The sequence below is a fragment of the Amycolatopsis sp. genome, assembly GCF_025464955.1.
In the GTDB taxonomy this organism is placed as follows: Bacteria; Actinomycetota; Actinomycetes; order Mycobacteriales; family Pseudonocardiaceae; genus Amycolatopsis.
The window spans coordinates 76,201-94,923 of sequence record NZ_JAODNM010000107.1 but is presented as its reverse complement, the minus strand read 5'-3'; the positions used below and the strand labels follow the sequence as shown (position 1 = coordinate 94,923).

Annotated in this window: 16 protein-coding genes; 5 read left to right on the top strand and 11 right to left on the bottom strand. The window is 69.8% G+C overall.

Features of this window, described 5'->3' with window-relative positions; translation table 11 throughout:
• Positions 1-153: 153 nt before the first annotated feature.
• Entirely contained in the window at positions 154-1,551 is a 1,398-nt protein-coding gene (locus JWQ81_RS25540; RefSeq protein ID WP_297545303.1) for a class II fumarate hydratase, read from the bottom strand.
• Between the two features lie 190 nt (positions 1,552-1,741).
• Between JWQ81_RS25540 and JWQ81_RS25535 the strand changes: the two genes are divergently transcribed.
• Entirely contained in the window at positions 1,742-2,731 is a 990-nt protein-coding gene (locus JWQ81_RS25535) for an NAD(P)/FAD-dependent oxidoreductase (RefSeq protein WP_297545301.1), read from the top strand.
• Between the two features lie 10 nt (positions 2,732-2,741).
• Here JWQ81_RS25535 and JWQ81_RS25530 read toward each other — a convergent pair whose 3' ends face one another.
• The 6 genes from JWQ81_RS25530 to JWQ81_RS25505 form a co-directional block, all read right to left on the bottom strand.
• Entirely contained in the window at positions 2,742-3,656 is a 915-nt protein-coding gene (locus JWQ81_RS25530; protein WP_297545299.1) for a serine protease, read from the bottom strand.
• On the bottom strand, positions 3,653-4,720 hold the full coding sequence (gene glpX, locus JWQ81_RS25525) for a class II fructose-bisphosphatase (RefSeq protein ID WP_297545297.1): 1,068 nt from the start codon (positions 4,718-4,720) through the stop codon (positions 3,653-3,655). The genes JWQ81_RS25530 and glpX overlap by 4 nt, the downstream gene beginning before the upstream one ends.
• Positions 4,721-4,805: 85 nt before the next feature.
• On the bottom strand, positions 4,806-5,051 hold the full coding sequence (locus JWQ81_RS25520) for an exodeoxyribonuclease VII small subunit (protein WP_297545296.1): 246 nt from the start codon (positions 5,049-5,051) through the stop codon (positions 4,806-4,808).
• Positions 5,048-5,440 (bottom strand): hypothetical protein, encoded by a 393-nt coding sequence (locus JWQ81_RS25515; protein WP_297545294.1) that lies wholly within the window; start codon positions 5,438-5,440, stop codon positions 5,048-5,050. The genes JWQ81_RS25520 and JWQ81_RS25515 overlap by 4 nt, the downstream gene beginning before the upstream one ends.
• 2 nt (positions 5,441-5,442) lie before the next feature.
• On the bottom strand, positions 5,443-6,717 hold the full coding sequence (gene xseA / locus JWQ81_RS25510) for an exodeoxyribonuclease VII large subunit (protein WP_297545292.1): 1,275 nt from the start codon (positions 6,715-6,717) through the stop codon (positions 5,443-5,445).
• The gene (locus JWQ81_RS25505) at positions 6,714-7,418 is read right to left on the bottom strand and encodes a lipid droplet-associated protein (protein WP_297545290.1); all 705 of its coding nucleotides are present in this window, start codon (positions 7,416-7,418) and stop codon (positions 6,714-6,716) included. Before JWQ81_RS25505 ends, xseA begins: the two co-directional genes overlap by 4 nt.
• A 103-nt stretch (positions 7,419-7,521) precedes the next feature.
• Between JWQ81_RS25505 and JWQ81_RS25500 the strand changes: the two genes are divergently transcribed.
• The gene (locus JWQ81_RS25500; protein WP_297545288.1) at positions 7,522-8,544 is read left to right on the top strand and encodes a 4-hydroxy-3-methylbut-2-enyl diphosphate reductase; all 1,023 of its coding nucleotides are present in this window, start codon (positions 7,522-7,524) and stop codon (positions 8,542-8,544) included.
• 73 nt (positions 8,545-8,617) lie between these two features.
• Here the strand turns inward: JWQ81_RS25500 and JWQ81_RS25495 are convergent, their stop codons facing one another.
• Both JWQ81_RS25495 and rmuC read right to left on the bottom strand, forming a co-directional pair.
• A complete protein-coding gene (locus JWQ81_RS25495; RefSeq protein WP_297545286.1) occupies positions 8,618-9,589 on the bottom strand; it encodes a DUF6542 domain-containing protein in 972 nt (323 codons plus the stop codon).
• A gap of 300 nt (positions 9,590-9,889) precedes the next feature.
• Positions 9,890-10,807, bottom strand: coding sequence for a DNA recombination protein RmuC (rmuC, locus tag JWQ81_RS25490; protein WP_297545285.1), 918 nt, complete (start codon positions 10,805-10,807; stop codon positions 9,890-9,892).
• A gap of 148 nt (positions 10,808-10,955) precedes the next feature.
• Between rmuC and JWQ81_RS25485 the strand changes: the two genes are divergently transcribed.
• Both JWQ81_RS25485 and JWQ81_RS25480 read left to right on the top strand, forming a co-directional pair.
• Positions 10,956-12,101, top strand: coding sequence for an exonuclease SbcCD subunit D (locus JWQ81_RS25485; RefSeq protein ID WP_297545283.1), 1,146 nt, complete (start codon positions 10,956-10,958; stop codon positions 12,099-12,101).
• Positions 12,101-15,061: an SMC family ATPase gene (locus tag JWQ81_RS25480; protein WP_297545281.1), complete on the top strand. Its 2,961-nt coding sequence runs from the start codon at positions 12,101-12,103 to the stop codon at positions 15,059-15,061. Before JWQ81_RS25485 ends, JWQ81_RS25480 begins: the two co-directional genes overlap by 1 nt.
• 30 nt (positions 15,062-15,091) lie before the next feature.
• Here the strand turns inward: JWQ81_RS25480 and JWQ81_RS25475 are convergent, their stop codons facing one another.
• The gene (locus JWQ81_RS25475; RefSeq protein WP_297545280.1) at positions 15,092-15,598 is read right to left on the bottom strand and encodes a methylated-DNA--[protein]-cysteine S-methyltransferase; all 507 of its coding nucleotides are present in this window, start codon (positions 15,596-15,598) and stop codon (positions 15,092-15,094) included.
• A complete protein-coding gene (locus JWQ81_RS25470; protein ID WP_297545278.1) occupies positions 15,595-17,115 on the bottom strand; it encodes a DNA-3-methyladenine glycosylase 2 family protein in 1,521 nt (506 codons plus the stop codon). Before JWQ81_RS25470 ends, JWQ81_RS25475 begins: the two co-directional genes overlap by 4 nt.
• A 117-nt stretch (positions 17,116-17,232) precedes the next feature.
• Here JWQ81_RS25470 and ychF point away from each other — a divergent pair, with 117 nt between their 5' ends.
• Complete coding sequence (ychF, locus tag JWQ81_RS25465) at positions 17,233-18,315, top strand: redox-regulated ATPase YchF (protein WP_297545276.1); 1,083 nt, start codon at positions 17,233-17,235, stop codon at positions 18,313-18,315.
• The last annotated feature ends 408 nt before the right edge of the window (positions 18,316-18,723 follow it).

Sequence of the window (18,723 nt, the reverse complement as noted above, 5' to 3'; positions counted from 1 at the left end):
CCAACCCCTCACCCCGAGACGTCCTGGGCCGGCCCAAGGGCCGACCCAGGACACACCGGTATGAGAAACTGTTCACGATGTCGTGGGACACATGTGTTCACGAAGTCCTGAGACAGCACAGCCGGTTAGAACGAGCTGGAACACTCACGAGTCCTACTTGCCGCCGTGCGCCATACGGAGGACGTCGAGCGCCTCGTCGAGCTGGGCCTCGGTGACCTTGCCGGAGTCGACGAGACCGCGCTCGATGACGACCTCGCGGATCGTCTTCTTCTGCTTCAGAGCCTGCTTCGCGACAGCGGCAGCCTCTTCGTAGCCGATGTACTTGTTCAACGGCGTGACGATCGACGGCGAGCCCTCGGCGTACTCGCGGGCGCGCTCGACGTTGGCCGTGATGCCGTCGAACACCTTGTCCGCCAGCAACCTCGACACCGCGGCGAGTAGACGCGCGGACTCGAGCACGTTGCGCGCGATGACCGGCAGGTTGACGTTCAGCTGGAAGTTGCCCGCGGCGCCGGCGAACGCGACGGCCGCGTCGTTGCCGATGACCTGCGCGACGACCTGCAGCGTGGCCTCGGGGATGACCGGGTTGACCTTGCCCGGCATGATCGACGAACCCGGCTGCAGGTCCGGCAGCGCGAGTTCGCCGAGCCCCGTGCGCGGGCCGGAACCCAGCCACCGCAGGTCGTTCGCGATCTTGTTCAGCGAAACCGCGACCGTGCGCAGGTTTCCGGACGTCTCGACGACGCTGTCCTGCGTCGCCTGCGCCTCGAAGTGGTTGCGCGCCTCGGTCAACGGCAGCCCGGTGACCTTCGCCAGCTCGGCGGCTACGGCAGAGCCGAAGCCGTCGGGCGCGTTCAGGCCGGAGCCGACAGCGGTGCCGCCGATCGGCAGCTCGCCGAGCCTGCCGAGGCCGCCTTGCAGCCGCTCGATCCCGAACCGCACCTGCGCGGCCCACGCGCCGGCCTCCTGGCCCAGCGTGATCGGCACGGCGTCCATCAGGTGCGTGCGGCCGGACTTGACGATCTCGGCCCAGTCCTTGGCCCGGGCCTCGATCGCGGTGGCGAGGTGGTCGAGCGCCGGGATGACGTCGGTCAGCACGGCCTCGGTCGCGGCGACGTGGATCGTGGTCGGGAACGTGTCGTTCGACGACTGCGACGCGTTGACGTGGTCGTTCGGGTGCACGTCGCGGCCCAGCGAGCGGGTCGCCAGCGTCGCGATGACCTCGTTGGCGTTCATGTTCGACGACGTGCCGGAGCCGGTCTGGAAGACGTCGATCGGGAAATGCTCGTCGTAGTCGCCGTTCGCGACCTCGTCGGCGGCCTTCGCGATGGCCTCGGCGACCTCGCCGTCGAGGATGCCGAGCTGGGCGTTCACCCGCGCGGCGGCGGCCTTGAGCAGGCCGAGCGCGCGAATCTGGGCGCGCTCCAGGCCCCGGCCGGAGATGGGGAAGTTCTCCACGGCACGCTGCGTCTGCGCGCGGTAGAGAGCGTTGACGGGCACCCGTACTTCGCCCATCGTGTCGTGTTCGATCCGGTATTCCTGTTCAGCCATGCCTCAAGTCTTGCGCAGGATCACGGCCGGCGCGTCGTGGGCTTGGGCACGTCGGCGGGATCCACGACCACTGAGGCTGACCGGGATCAGCTCGCATCGCGTTTGGTAGACACCTCACGAGTCTCGAAATGGCTAGGATCGTGGTGTTCTCGATCACTGCCACCCACCACTGGCGGAAGGACGGTGAGCCATGGGCTCGCCCGACAAGTTGACGGTCGACCTCGTGATCATCGGGGCCGGGCCGACTGGGCTGTTCGCGGCGTACTACGCCGGATTTCGGGGCCTCTCCATGGCCATCGTCGACTCACTGCCCGAAGCGGGCGGCCAGGTCACCGCGATGTACCCGGAGAAGATGATCTACGACGTCGGCGGATTCGCCGCGGTCAAGGGTCGTGACCTCGTCAAAGGCCTCGTCGACCAGGTCGCTCCGTGGAAGCCGACGTACCTGCTCGATCGCAAGGCGGAGACGCTGACCGACGTCGACGGCGGCTTCGAGGTCACCCTCGACGGCGGCGACATCGTCACCACGCGGGCCGTCCTCATCACCGCGGGCATCGGCGAGTTCACCCCGCGCCCGCTGCCCGCCGGCGACGGCTGGCTGGGCCGCGGGATGGTGCACTTCGTGCCGTCCTTCGACGCCCACGCCGACCAGGACGTCGTGATCGTCGGCGGCGGAGACTCGGCGTTCGACTGGGTACTGGCGCTGCATCCGATCGCCGCGAGCGTCACGCTCGTCCATCGGCGCGCGAAGTTCCGCGCTGCCGAGTCGATCGTCCGCGAGGCCCGCGAACTGGGCGTCCGCATCATCACCGACGCCGAGGTCACCCGGTTCGGTGGGAACGGCGACGGCATTTTGTCGGAGGTCGAAGTCCAGGTCAAAGGTGAGGAACCGCAGGTACTGCCCGCGCATTCGGTGGTCGCCGCGCTCGGCTTCACCGCCGACCTCGGGCCGATCGAGAACTGGGGCCTGCGCATCGACCACCGCTCGATCGAGGTCGACTCGACGATGTCCACCGCCCGCGAGCTGGTCTACGCCGCCGGTGACGTCGCGGCGTACCCGGGCAAGGTGAAGCTGATCGCGACCGGGTTCGGCGAGGCCGCCACGGCCGTCAACAACATCGCCGTCGCGCTCGACCCGGACGCGCACCTCTTCCCCGGCCACTCCAGCAACGTCGAGTAAGCGCTCGTAGTCAGGTCGTCGGGGCGGGGGAGGTCGGCGTCGAACTCGACGTTGCCGAAGGCGAAGACGTCGGAGTCGGCGTGGGGCTCACCGAAGGCGACGTAGTCGGGCTCGCCGTTGGAGTCGGGGTTGGAGTCGGCGTCGTGACGGGCGCGATGATCGAGGTGATCCACGCGGCGTAGGCGACGACCGAGGTGTAGATCGACGGCGCGGTCGCACAGGTCGCGTCCCCGTTCCCGGGGCGGCTCGTGACGCCGAGAACCTGCCACTGGCCTTCGACCTGGACGATCTCGGGACCGCCGGAATCGCCGTAGCAAGACCCCGACTTGCCGCCCGGATTGTCCGTGCACAGCTCGTCTTTCGGGTCGAACGCGGCCGTGCAGCCGGTGGCGGCGACGAGGTGGGTGTCCAGCTGCTGCAACAGCACGGAGACCTTGCCGCAGCTCGGTGTCGGGCAGGTCTGGCCCCAGCCGAGCACCCGCGTCGCGGTGCCGGGCGCGGTCACCGTGCCGACCGTGATCGGCGCTGCGGCGACCGGCGCGGCGAGCCGGATCAGCCCGATGTCCCCGCCGGGGAGCGCCGCTGTCGGGTCGAAGGCGGGGTTGACCACCAGCTGGGCGACGGAAGCCTCCTCGCCGCCCTGGGTGTTGTCGTTGCTGTTGATCCGCGCTGTCAGCGTGTTCGGGTTCTTGCCTTGCACGCAGTGCCCGGCGGTGACCACCCAGTCCGGCGCCACCAGCGAACCGGCGCAGAACAGCTTGCCGGACGTGCTGTGCAGCGAAACCATGAACGGGTACGGCTGGTCCGCCGCGGTGCCGCCGACGATGCGCGGCTGCGCCACCGCCGACGGCTGCGTGCCCACCACCAGGCAGACGAGCAGGCCGGCGGCGGCGACGGCGAGGAGCTTGGGCGCGGACGGTTTCACGGCAGCGGCGGCACGGCGTCGTCGGACGGTTCGTAGAGGCTGCCGTCGAAGTCGATCGAGGCGTACGCCTGCAGCTTCGCGAGGCGGTGGTAGCCGTCGATCATGCGGACCGTGCCCGACTTCGAGCGCATGACGATCGACTGCGTGGTCGCGCCGCCCGCGCGGTAGTGCACGCCGCGTAGCAGGTCGCCGTCGGTCACGCCGGTGGCGCAGAAGAACACGTTGTCGCCCTGGACGAGGTCGTCGGTGCCGAGGATTCGGTCGAGGTCGTGTCCGGCGGCCAGCGCCTTCTCCCGCTCGGCGGCGTCCTTCGGCCACAGCCGGCCCTGCAGCTCGCCGCCGAGGCACTTCATCGCGGCGGCCGCGATGATGCCCTCGGGGGTGCCGCCGATGCCGATCAGCATGTCGACGCCGGTGTTCGGGCGGGCCGTCGCGATGGCGCCGGCCACGTCACCGTCGGAGATGAAGTGAACGCGGGCGCCGGCGTCGCGAATCTCCTGGATGATCTTTTCGTGCCGTGGCCTGTCCAGTACACACACGACGACGTCGGAAACGCCGCTGTGCTTGGCCTTCGCGACCCGGCGGATGTTCTCCGCGATCGGCGCGGCCAGGTCGACGAGGCCGGCGGCCTCGGGGCCGACAGCCAGCTTCTCCATGTAGAACACCGCAGACGGGTCGAACATCGCTCCACGTTCGGCCACGGCGAGTACCGCGAGCGCGTTCGGCATGCCCTTGGCCATCAGCGTGGTGCCGTCGACCGGGTCCACCGCGACGTCGCAGTCGGGTCCGTCGCCGTTGCCGACCTCTTCGCCGTTGAACAGCATGGGCGCTTCGTCCTTCTCGCCCTCACCGATCACGACCACTCCGCGCATCGACACCGTGGCGACGAGCTGCCGCATCGCGTCGACCGCGGCGCCGTCACCGCCGATCTTGTCGCCCTTGCCGACCCAGCGGCCGGCCGCCATCGCGCCGGCCTCGGTCACCCGGACCAGCTCCATCGCTAAGTTGCGGTCGGGCGCTTCCCTGCGTCGGGGCGCTTTGGCTGACTCGCTGCCACTGGACATGCTGCCTCCCGGGTAACGGTGCTCGGCGGGTGCTCAGTCTCTCAGATACCCGGGGCACCCGAAGGAAGCGGCGGCATGGCGAACGTCACTGGGAGTCGTCGGCGGCCTTCTCGTCGCCCGCTTCGGCCGAGGCCAGGGCGGTTTCGATGCGTTCACGGGCCCCTTCGAGGTGCCGCTCACACACTTTGGCGAGCTGCTCGCCCTTCTCCCACAGTCCGAGTGACTGCTCGAGCGACAAGCCGCCGGCCTCGAGCTCGCGGACTACCTCGACGAGCTGGTCACGGGCCTGTTCGTAGCCCAGCTCACTGGCTTCACTGCTGGTGCTGCTCACGCTGTCGGGCTCCCTGTTCGCTGTTCGGCGCAGACTACCGCGCTGGCCATCGCGTGGTCGTATCCCACGAAAGCGCGAGCGAACTCCTGCCCGTCACCCTCGGCGATCGAGTCCTCGATCTCGGCCTGCGCGCGCGCGACCCGGCGCCGGTGGGAGGCCCCTTCCGCCGACCACCATCGGGTGCCGACCTCCTGGGACGTGGCCTCCGAGAGGCGCCGGAGCCGCGGGCCGAGGCCCCATCGGCCGGTCGACGTGCAGCCGGCCAGCAGGGAAGCCCAGCAGTCCGCGGCGGCCCGATCGGTTTCGACGGCCCGGTGCAGCACGACCGTGGCTTGGGCGTGCCGGGCGGCATCCACGGTCAGCGGCAGGAACGTGGGCGGCTTCGCCACGACTAGCCACCTTCTTCCGCCGGTTGGTCCAAGGTGGCGACCGCGTTCACCGCGCCGTCGGCCACCCGGACGCGCAAAGTCGCGCCGTCCGCTATTTCAGAGACCGATCGGAGTACCTGGAGGTTGCCTTCGGCGTCGGAAAACTGCACGACCGCGTACCCGCGGGCCATCGTCGTGGCCGGGCCGAGCGCGGTCAGCTGGTTTTTCGACGCGGCGATCATGGCCTGTTCGCGCGCGAGCGTGGTGAGGACGGCCCGGCGGGCCCGCTCGCGGTGCATGCCGACCTCGTCCGCACGGCGCGCGATCGGGCCGAGTGGGTCGGCCAGTGCCGGACGGCTGCGCAGCTGGTTCAGCAGCCGGGCCTGGGTGTCGACCCAGCCGTGCAGGGCCCGGCGGCCGCGGTCGCGCATCTGGCGGACGCGCTGGGTCTCCTCCTTGACGTCCGGCACGATCCGCTTGCTGGCGTCGGTCGGCGTCGAACAGCGGAGGTCGGCGACGTGGTCGAGCAGCGGGGTGTCCGGCTCGTGCCCGATCGCGCTGACCACCGGCGTCCGCGCGGCGGACACCGCACGGCACAACGCCTCGTCGGAGAACGGGAGCAGGTCTTCGACGCTGCCGCCGCCGCGGGCGATCACGATCACCTCGACCGTGGGGTCATCGTCCAAAGTGGACAGTGCTTTGAGGATCTGCGGGACGGCCTGCGCGCCCTGGACGGCGGTGTTCACCACCTTGAAGCGAACGGCGGGCCAGCGCGCCTGGGCGTTGACGAGCACGTCGTGCTCGGCAGCCGAAGCGCGCCCGGTGATCAGCCCGATCCCTTGGGGGAGAAAGGGAAGCTTGCGTTTGAGCTCAGGGGCGAACAGGCCTTCCGCGGCGAGCAGCTTGCGCAGCCGCTCGATCCGGGCGAGCAGTTCGCCGACGCCGACCGCGCGGATCTCGCTGGCGCGCAGGCTCAACGTGCCGCGGCCCAGGAAGAACGTCGGCTTCGCGTGCACGATGACGCTCGCGCCCTCACGCAGCGGCGGCTCGATGTCGCGCAGGGTGCGCATCGCGCAGGTCACCGACATGGACACGTCCGCGGACGGGTCGCGCATGGTCAGGAACGCGGTCTGTGTGCCGGGGCGCGCCGAGATCTGGGTGACCTGGCCTTCGACCCACACCGTGCCGAGCCGGTGGACCCAGTCCGAGATCTTCCTGGCCACCGTGCGCACCGGCCAGGGGTTCTCGGCGGTGCTCGCTTCCTTCGCCGCGGCGCCGGTGGACGTCTCGCTGGTCACTGGCCGGTCGAACCGTCGCTGTCGTCCTGCACGGCCTTGTTCACGTTGCCGATCCGACGGGAGAGCATGCCGACGAACGAAGGCCTGTCGGCGTGGGCGCGTTCGTAGGCGAGCAGCTCTTCCAGCTCCTCCAGAGACAACCGGCGGAGGCGGGCCCGCAGCTGCGGAAGGGTGAGCTGGTCGTAGTTCGGCAGCGCGGCCGGTCCGCCTTCGCTGTCTTCGCTGTCTGCGCTGTCGAACTCGCCGTCCTCGTGGTCCTGGGCGAGCGCGCGCTCCTCCTCGGCCCACGGGTCGCCGTCGAACGGGTCGAGCGGCGGCTGCAGGCGGCCGTTCGTCTCGGCGCGCGGAGAGGGGACGTCGGCGGCTGTGTTGCCGGTGATCGGCGTCACGTTGCTGAAAGGGGACTCGTATGAGGACTCGTTCGAGGATTCTTTAGGTGCCCTCGACAGGTCCGGCTCGACATCCTCGTCGAACGTCGCCCAGCTGGGCGTGTCCTCGACGGGCCGGAGCGCGGACAGGACCTCGTCGCCCTTGATCGCGAGTTCGGTGACGTGCTGCTGCACGCGCATGGAGAGCTGGAGGACCTGGCTGACCACGGTCACCGGGAAGCCGGTGATCTGCTTGGGGAGTTCGCGAACCCGCTCGGCGGTGGAAACGGCGAGGCCCGCGGCGACCCGAAGTGGGAGCGGCAGTGGCTTCATCCCTCTAGCCTGCCGCATGTAGGCCGTCTCGCCTAACCCGATGGGTGTGTCGGCGGTACCGACGTGACTCCCCGCACAGCGGCGCGGCCATTACGCTGGGGGCATGAGTGCAGCCAGCCCCGGAACCGAGCCAGCAGGCACCCCGACCATTTCGCGTGGTGACACGCCCGCCGGTGCCAAGCGAGTACTGCTCGCCAAGCCACGCGGTTACTGCGCCGGCGTGGACAGGGCGGTGATCGCCGTCGAGAAGGCACTCGAGCTCTACGGCCCGCCGGTGTACGTGCGCAAGGAAATCGTGCACAACAGGCACGTCGTCGAGACGCTCCGCGACCGCGGGGTCATCTTCGTCGACGAGACGTCTGAGGTGCCCGAGGGCGAGCTCGTGGTGTTTTCCGCGCATGGCGTTTCGCCCGCGGTGCACGCCGAAGCGGCCGAGCGCAACCTCCGCACCATCGATGCGACCTGCCCTCTCGTCACCAAGGTGCACAAAGAGGTCAACCGGTTCGCGAAGGACGACTACGACATCCTGCTCATCGGCCACGAAGGCCATGAAGAGGTCGAGGGCACGGCCGGCGAGGCTCCCGAGCACGTTCAGCTCGTCGACACCGCCGCCGACGTCGACAAGGCCAACGTCCGCGACCCGTCCAAGGTGATCTGGCTGTCCCAGACCACCTTGAGTGTCGACGAGACGATGGAGCGCGTCGACCAGCTCCGCGAGCGCTTCCCCGGCTTGGCCGACCCGCCCAGCGACGACATCTGCTACGCCACGACGAACCGCCAGGTCGCCGTGAAGGCGATGGCTGCCGAGTGCGATCTGGTGCTGGTAGTCGGTTCGACGAACTCGTCGAACTCGAAGCGGCTGGTCGAGGTCGCGCTGAAGGCCGGCGCCCGCGACTCCCACCTCGTCGACTTCGCTCGCGAGGTCGACGAAGCGTGGCTCGAAGGCGTCACGACGGTCGGTGTGACGAGCGGTGCGTCAGTGCCGGACATCCTCGTGATGGAGCTGCTGGAGTGGCTCGCGGAACGCGGTTGGGGTGACGTCGACGAGGTCACTACGGCGAACGAGAAGATCGCCTTCGCGCTGCCCCACGAGCTGAAGAAGGTCGGCAGGCCCACCGACGGCTAGACGCTTTTGACGTTGTGACGCAGAAGGACCCCGGTACGAGTTTCTTGTACCGGGGTCCTTCTGCGTCTGCGGGTCAGGCTTCGTCGTCCCAGGGACGGCCGCGGCGGGGGTCCTCGCGGCGCGGGGCGCGGCGGGGGTCGTCGGCTCCGCCGCGAGGGGCGTCGGGACGTTGCGGCCGACGTGCGCGGGGGCTGCCTGGGGCGCCTTCGGCACGGGGGTCGCGACGGCGGGGTGGCGGGTCGCCTTCGGCCGGCCGCGGGGCCCGCGGCTGTCGCGGGTTGCGTGCCGGCGGCTCTGCGGGCTTCCTGGCCGGGCGTCCGCCGGTCTCTCGTCCGCCGGTTTCGTACTCGCCGGTGTCCCGGCGGCGCCGGACGCCGTCCTCAGGGGCAGGACGGGTGCGCCGTACGGGTCCGCCCGCGGTGCCGCCGTCCGGGTTCGGCCGTCGGCGTGGGGGCGGGGTTGGCGGGCCCTGCTTCGACCGGGCGTCCGCCGCGCTTCCCCGCCGTACCGGGGGCCGGCCCTGGTCGTCGGCCTTCGCGCGGGCGGCAGCGGTCTTCTTGCTCGACTTGATCTTCGCCGGGGCGTTCGGGTTCCGCTCGCGGTACATCCGGAAGAAGCCGATCAGCAGCGTCGCCCCGGTGGTGATCGCCATCGTCGGGAAGCCGTTGATCAGCGGGCGGCCGATGTCGAGTGCCTTGGTCACCGTGTCGGCGTTGGCGGGGATGCTGGAAGCGAACAGCACGACCCCCGGCACGGTGATGGCCAATACCAGCGGCGGTTGCACCATCGGGCCGAAGATGCCCCGGCGCTGGACGGCGCACACGGCGCCGACCGTCCCGACGAAGTAACAGGCGGTGAAGATCAGGTCCAGGTGCCCCTGGATCTTCATGTTGACGAAGGCGCCGAGGATGGCCAGGCCGAAGCCGAGCAGAACTCCACCCCACCACGGCAGACCCCGTTTGGCGCCGACAATGGGACGCTCGTCCCACGGAACGGGGACTTCGTCGGCATCAGGATCGCTTTGGCGATCGCGAATCGCGGTCACGAGGCAACACCGTATCCCGTGATGGGTGAGAACTCGCTACCACTCCTTGCCGGTGGGGTCTTTGCCACTCGTCGGCATGACCTTTCCCGACCGTGGTGTGCAGTGCGTTACGACGCTGTCCGCGCCATTCCGTGTTGAACCGCGGCGAGTCATCGTTCTCGCGTTTGTGCAGCTCAGAGCCCTGGATTCGGGGTGGTACGCGGTCCGGTGTGAGTGGGATCTCCGGGTCGGCCCACTCCCCGGGACGTCATTTCCCGGGGCCGGTTCCGGCCTTGTTCACCCGTGCGTGCTTGCCAGTTTTTAACCTGCCGCTAACTCGTCCCCCTTCCGGATGGCCGGTACCGGGGCCGGGCTGGCCGCGGCGTCGGTGAGTGGTGCCACCGCCGCCCGGAAGCTCTCGAGCGCATCCAGCTCACGCCGCCGCGCCGAGACGAACCGCTGCAGATGGGTGCTGGAGAGGTTCAACGCGTCCACCGCGTTGCCTGCCGCCCGGTGTGCGGAGGCGGCCCCGGCCCGGACCTGCTCGACGTCTTCCAGCAGCGCCCGGTCGCTGGCCGCGAACAGCGCTGCCGACGCAAGTACCGCGAACCCGGTCGGCCCGCACAGGAAGACCCGCCTGTCGAGCATCCAGCGCAGTAGCTCCGGGTCGGTGTCCAGCGCCGCGACCACGGCCGCGTCGGAGGGGACGAACATCACCGTGCCGTAGATCGCGTCGGCCCAGCGCTGGTAGCCCTTGCCCGCCAGCTCCGCCGCGCGGGAACGCAGATGCCGGACGTGCACGCGCAGCGCGTCGAGCCGTTCGTCGGGATTGTCGGTCTCCACCGCTTCGGCCCAGCACGCCATGCTGGCCTTCGCGTCGACCGGCACGCTGCGGCCGCCGCCCACCCGCAGCACCATGTCCGGTTTCGCCGTGCCGCCGCCGGCGAGGTCGGTCTGCAGGGTGAAATGCAGCTCCTCGCGCAGTCCGAGCGCCCGGGCGGTCTCGATCAGCACCTGTTCGCCCAGCTCACCCCGGCCGCTGATGGACGCGAAGGCGACCTCGTACCGGCGCAGGGACAGCTGCTGCTCGTTCACTCGTGCCCGCTCGACGGTGACCTGCGCGGCCGCGGCGTCCGCCCGGCGCATGCTGTCGCTGTACAGCCGCCAGAGCAGCGCGACCGCCACCATCAGCACCAGAGCGATCACGATCGCCGCCGTGCCGATCACCGTCGTACTCACCAGAACTCCTTCGCTGTTTTGCCTTCGGACGCATCATGGCGGAAGCCACCGACAGAAACGGGGACTTCCACCGTCCGAACACACGTTCGAGTGACACGCCCCCGTCCCCTCCCCGATCCTGTCGGTGACTCGGCCTACCGTTGCTCCCGTGAGATTCCTCCACACCTCCGACTGGCATATCGGCCGCACCTTCCACGGCGCCGATCTGCTGGCCGAGCAGGAATCGGTGCTCGGGCACCTCGCCGACCTGGTGGTCGACGAGGCGATCGAGGTCGTGCTCGTCGCCGGCGACATCTACGACCGCGCGGTGCCTTCGGCGGATGCCGTGCGGGTCGCCACGAGCGCGCTCAGCCGGCTCCGGCGCGCGGGCGCGCAGCTCGTGATCACTCCGGGCAACCACGATTCCGCCGCGCGGCTCGGCGCGTTCGCCGATTTCGCCGCGGCCGGCGGGCTGCACCTGCGGTCGGCCATCGCGACCCTGCACGAGCCGGTGCTGCTGGCCGACGAGCATGGTCCGGTCGCCTGTTACGGCATTCCCTACCTCGAACCGGAACCTTCGCGGCACACGCTCGGTGTCCCGGAGGCACGCGGGCACACTGGTGTGCTGACCGAAGCCATGCGGCGGATCCGGGAAGACCTGGCGACCCGGCCCGCCGGCACCAGGTCGGTCGTCCTCGCGCATGCCTTCGTCACCGGCGGCGCGGCCAGCGAGTCCGAGCGCACGATCGCCGTCGGCGGCGTCGAGCAGGTACCCGGGTCGGTGTTCGACGGCGTCGACTACGTCGCACTCGGCCACCTGCACGGACCGCAGAAGCTCGCCCAGCACCTTCGCTATTCCGGCAGCCCGCTGGCGTACTCGTTTTCCGAGGCTTCCCAACGTAAATCGGTCTGGCTGGTCGACGTGGACGCGGCCGGGCTCGCGGCCGTCCGTCGCCATGAGCTGCCGGTACCCCGGGCGTTGGCCACGCTCAGCGGCGAGCTGGACGAGCTGCTCGAGGGGCCGGAGTATGCCGACCTGGTCGAGTCCTATCTGTCGGTCACCCTCACCGATCGAGTGCGCCCGGTCGATGCCATGCGCAAACTGCGGGACAGGTTCAAGTACGCGATGCATTTGGACTGGGTGCCCGCCGGCGGCACGGACTCGGCGCTCCGTTATGCCGACGCGGTGCGCGGGCGGTCGGACAGCGAGATCGCGCGCGGCTTCCTGAACGACTGCCGCGGCGCTCCGCCGAACGAGCGTGAAGAGGCCCTGTTCCGGGAAGCCTTGGAAGCCGCGGGCCGGGGTGAACACTGATGAGGCTGCACAGGCTCGAGGTCGCCGCGTTCGGTCCGTACGTCCGGCGTGAGACCGTCGATTTCGACGTGCTCGGCGCGGACGGGCTCTTCCTGCTCCACGGTGATACCGGCGCGGGCAAGACGACCCTGCTCGACGCCATCGCGTTCGCGCTGTTCGGCGTGGTCCCGGGCGCGCGTGGTGAGACGAAACGCCTGCGCTGCGACCAGGCCGATCCGGATGACGTCACCGAGGTCGTGCTGGAGCTGACCGTCCAGGGGCATCGGCTCCGGATCGTGCGCAGCCCCGAGTACCAGCGCCCGAAGCGGCGCGGCGAGGGCACCACCACGCAGCAGGCCAAGGCTTCGCTGAGCTGGGTCGGTCCGACGCCGGACGGTCAGCGTCCCGAGGGCATCATCCGGATCGATGAGGTGGCCCGGACGGTCGAGCGGTTGCTGGGCATGACCGCGGCTCAGTTCTTCCAGGTCGTGCTGCTGCCGCAGGGTGAGTTCGCGCGGTTCCTGCGGGCCGACACCACCGAGCGCGAGAAGCTGCTGGAGAGCCTGTTCGGCACCGGTCGGTTCGGCGACGTCGAAAAATGGTTCGCCAACCTCCGCACCGAGCGTTTCCAAGAGGTCCAGACCCGAACGGGGTCTTTCCGCGAGCTGGTCGCGCGGTTCGCTCAGGTCGCAAAGGTCGAGGCGCCGGAGGAGAACCAGCGCGAGTGGATGGACGCCATCCTGCGCGAAGCCGTCGAGCAGGTCGAGGCCGCCGAGCCACTGGCGCGCAAAACCCTTGCCGCGCGGGACAAAGCCGATCAGGACCTGCAGGAGCGGCTGGCCGCGGCCGAACGGGTCCGCCGGGTCCGGGCCGCGCACACCAAGCTGAGCGAGCTCGCCGAGCAGGCCGAAGAGCGCCAACTGTGGGCAGTCGAGGTGGCCGAAGCCGGTCGAGCCGCTGTCGTCGTCGAGGTGGCGACGCAGCTCGACAAGCGCGTCGCGCGGCTTGCGGAGGCTCAGCGCGTAGAGGCCGCTCGTGCGCAGAAGCTCAAGGTCACCGGTCACGCGGACGCCGGTGAGGCCTCGGCTCTGCGGACCGGCGCGGGAACGCTTCGTGAGGAGGCCGGTGAGCTGGCGAGCCTGGTCGCCGAAGCCGGCCAGCAACGGCTGGACAGTGTCCGGCTGAAGGAATTGGCCTCGCAGGGTCAGCGCGCGGCCGAGAAGGTCACTGCGCTCGGCGAGGAGCTCGCCGCGGTCCCGGAGCGGGTGCGCGGGCTCCGGGAGCAGCTCAGCGCCGCGACGGAGGCCGAGGCCAGGCTCGAAGGTGTGCGAGCACGGTCGGCTGATGTCGCGGCGGCGTTGCAGGACGCGAACGAGGTTCCGCCTGCGGAGCAGGCCGTGGTCAAGGCGCAGGAGAATCTGCGTGGAGCGGTCGACAAGCACCAGGTCGCGCGCCAGCGATGGCTGGATGTGCGGGAGCGCCGGGTCGACGGGATGGCCGCCGAGCTGGCCGCGGGTCTGGCCGGCGGGGCGCCGTGCCCGGTCTGCGGGTCCGATGACCATCCCGTACCGGCCCAGCCAGTCGAAGGGTTCGTTGACGAGAAGCAGGAGCGGGCGGCGGAGCAAGCCGAGCAGCGCGCCGTAAAGCAGCGAGAACTCCTGGTCACAGCCCTGCACGAGGTCGAGACCAAGCTGACGGGTCTGCGAGAAAGGCTCGGCGAGCGTTCGCGGGACGAGCTGCTCGGCGAGTCCGAGCAGGTGCGCGCGGAGCTGGCGAAGCTGTCCGAGTCCGCAGCCGGGAAAGCGGGGATCGAGAAGGCGCTCGCCGAGGCCGAGCTGAAAGCCGGTCAGCTGACCGACCAGCGCGGGGCCGCCGAACAGGCGGTCACGGCCGCGGAAACCGAAGCTCGGGCGTTGTCCGAGCGGGTGGCGGAAAGGCAGCAGCGGCTGGAAATCGCGCGTGGAGAGCATGTCGACGTCGAGGCGCGGCGGACGTTTCTCCTGGGTGTCGTCGGTGCGCTGGAGTCCCTTGCCGAAGCGCGAACGAACCGCGCCGCGGAAGAGGGACGGGTCGACGAACTGCGTGCCGCGATGGAAGAAGCGTTGCTGCGCGCGGAGTTCGCCACGCTCGATCAGGCGCAGGCAGCCGCCCGCCCGGCCGACGTGGTGGCAGAGCTGGAAAAACTACTGTCCGACGCCAAGCTGGCCGAGGCGAGCGCGCGCGCCGTGTTCGCCGAACCCGAGCTGTTCGGCGTCTCCCCGGATGATTTCGTCGACGTCGACTCGGCCGGTCAGCTCGCCAAGGAAGCCCGGGTCCAGGCGGACCTCGCGCTGGTGGCGTACCGCTCGGCGAGCGAACGCTCGGAAGAGCTGGCAAAACTCGCCACGCGGATGTCCAAGGCGATGGCCGCGCTGGCTCCTGTCGAGGAGGCGTACGCCGAGCTCAAAGCCCTGGCCGAGGTGGTCAACGGCCGTGGGCAGAACTCGCGGAAGATGTCGTTGCGGTCGTACGTCCTCGCGGCCCGGCTCGAAGAGGTCGCGCTCGCCGCGACCACTCGGCTCCGGGTGATGAGCCAGGGCCGGTTCTCGTTCGTGCACTCCGATGCCGCCGGCGCGCGAGGGATGCGCGGCGGGCTCGGCATCGACGTGCTCGACGACTACTCGGGCACCGTGCGTCCGGCGAAGACGTTGTCCGGCGGCGAGTCGTTCCTCGCGTCGCTCGCGTTGGCGCTCGGGCTAGCCGACGTCGTCGCGGCCGAAACCGGCGGTGCGCTGCTGGACACACTGTTCGTCGACGAGGGTTTCGGAACGCTGGACGCCGAAACGCTCGACATCGTGATGAACATCCTCGACGAGCTCCGCGCCGGCGGCCGGGTCGTCGGCCTGGTGTCGCACGTCGAGGAGCTGCGGCAGCGGATCCCGACCCGGCTCCGCGTCCGCAAGTCCCGCACCGGCTCCACCCTGGAAGTCCAGACGGCCTGACCCCGCCCGCAACTCGCCGCCGAGTTGCGATTACTTCGCGGGGGCTTCGTGGTCGAGCAGCCAGCGCTTGGTTTCCGTGCCCCAGCGGAACCCGCCGAGCGCGCCGCCCGTGCGCACCACGCGGTGGCACGGCACGAACAGGGCTGCCGCGTTGCGGGCGCAGGCCGACGCCGCGGCGCGGATCGCCGCCGGATTGCCGGCCAGGGTCGCGTAATCGGCGTAGGACACCGGCTCGCCGGGCTTGACCGTGCGCAGCACGCGCCACGCCTTCTCCCGGAACGGCGAGGAGTGCTGACGCACGGCGATGTCGTCCACCGCGTCCAGCTCACCGGCGTGATAGCGACGGATAGCGTCGCCGACCTCGCCGAGGTCGTCGGTCTCGGTGATCTCGGTGGGAGCGAGGCCGGGGGAGATCAGGCTGGTCAGCAGGCCGACGTCGCTCGTCCAGCCGGAAGCCAATACAGCGCCATCCTCGGCCACGACCGCGGTGAACGGTCCGGCCAGAGTGTCCAATGTGGACCAAACTGCTGTGTTCATCGTTCTTCTCCTTGGTTCAGATAAGTGTTGGCGCGCCACAGATACATGCCCGCGTAAGAACGCCAGGGCTTCCAAGCCTGTGAGCGCTCGATCAAGCCTTCGACATCGTCGGGGATACCCAGCGCTGCGGCGCCTTTGCGGAGCACGAGGTCTCCGGTGAGCAGGACATCGGGGACACCGAGCACGCGCATCAGCACGTAGTCGGCCGTCCACGGGCCGATTCCGGGCAGGGCGAGCAGCTCGGCTCGCAGCTCCTCCGGATCGCGCCCGACGTGGATTTCGACCTTGCCTTCGGCGACAGCCGTCGCCACCGCGACGATCGCATCGATCCGCTTCCGCGGCCCGCGCAGGACGTCTCCGCCGTGTTCGGCCACTTGCGCTGCCGTGGGAAACAGCGTGGTCAGGTCGCCGAGACTGCCGTCCGCCGGAAGCCGTTCGCCGAGGGCCTCCGCGAGCTGCCCCGCCGCTGTCCGGGCGGCCGCGACAGACACCTGCTGCCCGAGCATCGCGCGCAGCACGAGCTCGAACCCGTCGACTGCGCCGGGCACACGGATGCCCGGGACCGCCGCGACCACCGGCGCCAGCGCCGGGTCGGCGCCGAGAATCCGCGTGACGGCTTCCGGGTCGGCGTCGAGGTCCAGCAGGCGCCGAACCCGGCTCACCGCGCTGCTCAGGTCCCGCAGGTCGGTGAGCCGCAGCTCGCATCGCACGTGATCGGCTTTCGGCGTCAACGAGACCGCGCCTGAGCCGTGCGCGAGGCGAAGCGTGCGCCCGTAACCCGTCGCGCTGCCTTCCTCGACGCCTGGTACCGCACGCTGCGTGAGAAATCCCAGCACCCCGGCGGCGTCGAACGGCGGCCGGAACGGCAGTCGCAGGCTCAACCGGGTTCCCGACGACGGGACGTCGCCGCGACGACGGGCCCGACGTGCGCCGTCGATTCGCAGCTGCGTCGGCGTCGTCGCGAACACCTCGCGGATCGTGTCGTTGAACTGGCGGACGCTGGCGAAACCGGACGCGAACGCGACGTCGGTCAGCGGCAGCTCCGACATCTCGATCAACAGCCGCGCCGAATGCGCGCGGTGGGCCCTGGCCAGCGACAGCGGCCCGGCGCCGAGCTCCGAGGTGAGCACGCGGCCGAGCTGACGTTCGGAATAGCCGAGCCGTTTCGCCAGCCCGGGCACGCCGTCGCGCTCGACGGTGCCGTCGGAGATCAGTCGCATCGCCCGGGCCGCGAGGTCCGCGCGCACGTTCCACTCCGGCGAGCCGGGCACGGCGTCGGGCAGGCAACGCCGGCAGGCGCGGTAGCCGCCGACCTGTGCCGCCGCGGACGTCGGGTAGAAGCTCACGTTCTTGGGTTTCGGGGTCATCGCCGGGCACGACGGCCGGCAGTAGATACCGGTGGTGCGCACGGCCATGATGAACTGGCCGTCGAAGCGGGAGTCGCGTGACATCACCGCGCGGTAGCACCGCTCGGTGTCGCGCCACACGCCCGGTGCGGCGGCTGTCGTCTCGGTCATGGGAACCATCGTGCCACCGGAGTCCGGGCTTGACTGGCGGAAATCCGCCATGGCGATCACGGCTCAGACGCCCGGTGCGGGAGGTGGCCCGCGGGGTGGCACGTAGACTGCCAGCCCGTGAGTCTGACCCTCGGTATCGTCGGCCTGCCCAACGTCGGCAAGTCCACCCTGTTCAACGCGCTGACCCGCGCCAACGTGCTCGCCGCGAACTATCCGTTCGCCACGATCGAGGCCAACACCGGGGTCGTTCCGATCCCCGATTCGCGCCTCGACGAGCTCGCCTCGGTGTTCAAGTCGGAGCGGACCGTTCCCGCTGTCGTGTCGTTCGTCGACATCGCCGGCATCGTCAAGGGCGCGTCCGAGGGCGCCGGGCTGGGGAACAAGTTCCTTGCCAACATCCGCGAGGCCAACGCGATCTGCCAGGTCATCCGCGTGTTCGACGACCCGGATGTGATCCACGTCGACGGCCACGTCGACCCGGTGAGCGACATCGAGACGGTCAACACCGAGCTGATCCTCGCCGACCTCCAGACTCTCGAAAAGGCCGTCTGGCGGCTCGAGAAGGAAGCTCGCACCAAGAAGGACGCGAAGCCAGCTCTCGAAGCGGCGCAGAAGGCGAAGGAGATCCTCGACAGCGGTCGCACGCTCTTCTCCGCGCAGAAGGACGTCGATATCGAGCTGCTGCGCGAGCACAGCCTGCTGACGACCAAGCCCTTCCTGTACGTCTTCAACGCCGACGAGGCCGTCCTGACCGACGACGCCCGCCGCGCGGACCTGACCAAGCTCGTCGCCCCCGCCGACGCGGTGTTCCTCGACGCGAAGGTCGAGCAGGAGCTCCTAGAGCTGGACGACGAAGAGTCCGTCCGCGAGCTGCTGGAGTCCGTCGGACAGCATGAGCCGGGCCTGTACTCCCTGGCCCGCGCGGGCTTCCACACCCTCGGCCTGCAGACCTACCTGACTGCCGGCCCGAAGGAGTCCCGGGCCTGGACGATCCCGCAGGGCGCCACCGCCCCGCAGGCCGCCGGTGTCATCCACACCGACTTCGAGCGAGGCTTCATCAAGGCCGAGATCGTCTCCTTCGCCGACCTGATCGAAGCGGGCTCGATGGCCGCCGCACGCTCGGCCGGCAAGGTCCGGATCGAAGGCAAGGACTACGTGATGGCCGACGGCGACGTCGTCGACTTCCGCTTCAACGTGTGATGGGTGAGACGCCCGGCCGCGAGTCGCGGCCGGGCGTCTACCGACCAGAGGTAGAGGTATCCCGCAGCTTTACGAAGCGTCTCCCGGAGATGCTTCTCGTGATTGGCGGAAGAGGGTACTGATTTCCTCGGTGATCCAGTACTTGCGGTTCCTCCCTCCGGGTAGTCCCAGTGCCACAACCACTCGCGTCCTGCCGCCAGGCAGTTTCGACCAGGCCAGCCGAGCAGCCCCGCCACACCGTGCTTGCCGTTGGAGATACTCAGCAGTGCTGCAAGTTCATCGCCCGACAGTCACGTCGATCATGTGGTTCCTCTTCTTGTCGGGGGCCACCGACCGTAGCGAGTGCGGTCGCCCGAAATTGTCGGTGGGTGGGTTTACGGTCGGGGGAACGGAGCAGACCAGCGTGAA